The following is a 1,365-nucleotide window of genomic DNA, read 5'->3' on the forward strand; positions in this document are numbered from 1 at the left end:
TAAGGGCCATGATGACTTGACGTCGTCCACACCTTCCTCCTCCTTGCGAAGGCAGTCTATTTAGAGTGCTCAGCCGAACTGTTAGCAACTAAATACGTGGGTTGCGCTCGTTGCGGGACTTAACCCAACATCTCACGACACGAGCTGACGACAGCCGTGCAGCACCTGTCTCTAAGTTCTAGCAAGCTAGCACCCTCGTATCTCTACAAGGTTCTTAGGATATCAAGCCCAGGTAAGGTTCTTCGCGTATCTTCGAATTAAACCACATGCTCCACCGCTTGTGCGGGTCCCCGTCTATTCCTTTGAGTTTTAATCTTGCGACCGTACTCCCCAGGCGGTATGCTTAATCCGTTAGGTGCATTACTGAAATGACTAGCATTCCAACAACTAGCATACATCGTTTAGGGCGTGGACTACCAGGGTATCTAATCCTGTTTGCTCCCCACGCTTTCGCGCCTTAGCGTCAGTTAAGTTCTAGCAGATCGCTTTCGCAATTGGCATTCTTAGTAATATCTACGGATTTTACCCCTACACTACTAATTCCATCTGCCTCTCCCTTACTCTAGAATAGCAGTTTTGAATGCAGTTTAATGGTTAAGCCATTAGATTTCACATCCAACTTACTACTCCGCCTACGCGCCCTTTACGCCCAGTGATTCCGAGTAACGCTTGCACCCTCCGTATTACCGCGGCTGCTGGCACGGAGTTAGCCGGTGCTTATTCTTACAATACAGTCAGTATTCTTCTTGTAAAAAAGGAGTTTACGCTCCGAAAAGTGTCATCCTCCACGCGGCGTTGCTGCTTCAGGGTTTCCCCCATTGAGCAATATTCCCCACTGCTGCCTCCCGTAGGAGTCTGGACCGTGTCTCAGTTCCAGTGTGTCTGATCATCCTCTAAGACCAGATATGCGTCATAGCCTTGGTAAGCCATTACCTTACCAACTAGCTGATACAATATAGCCCTATCCCTTACCGAAAAACTTTCCCACCCTAACTTATGTTAGAGCGGAGTATAGAGTATTAGCACTCATTTCTAAGTGTTGTCCTCTTGTAAGGGGCAAGTTAGCTATACATTACTCACCCGTGCGCCACTAATCCGTCTAGCAAGCTAGACTTCATCGTTCGACTTGCATGTGTTAGGCACGCCGCCAGCGTTCACTCTGAGCCAGGATCAAACTCTCCATAATTTAAATGATTATTTTTTAATTATGAAAAATTAAAAAATAAATAAAATAATGAAGTGAATGATTTAAAACTTATATATAAGAAAGTTTTAAATGGCTCTTGATCACTTGTTTAGATATCAAAGATTGACGTTGAAATAATTGATATATTTAAAATTAACAATAAAACTATTTAAAATAAC

Annotated in this window: 1 rRNA gene; it reads right to left on the bottom strand. The window is 43.9% G+C overall.

What is annotated here, in order from left to right:
* A 16S ribosomal RNA gene (locus tag AVBRAN9331_RS09680) occupies nucleotides 1-1,186 on the bottom strand; the annotation flags it as partial.
* Nucleotides 1,187-1,365: the final 179 nt, after the last annotated feature.

Source organism: Campylobacter sp. RM9331 (assembly GCF_020137685.1).
In the GTDB taxonomy this organism is placed as follows: Bacteria; Campylobacterota; Campylobacteria; order Campylobacterales; family Campylobacteraceae; genus Campylobacter_E.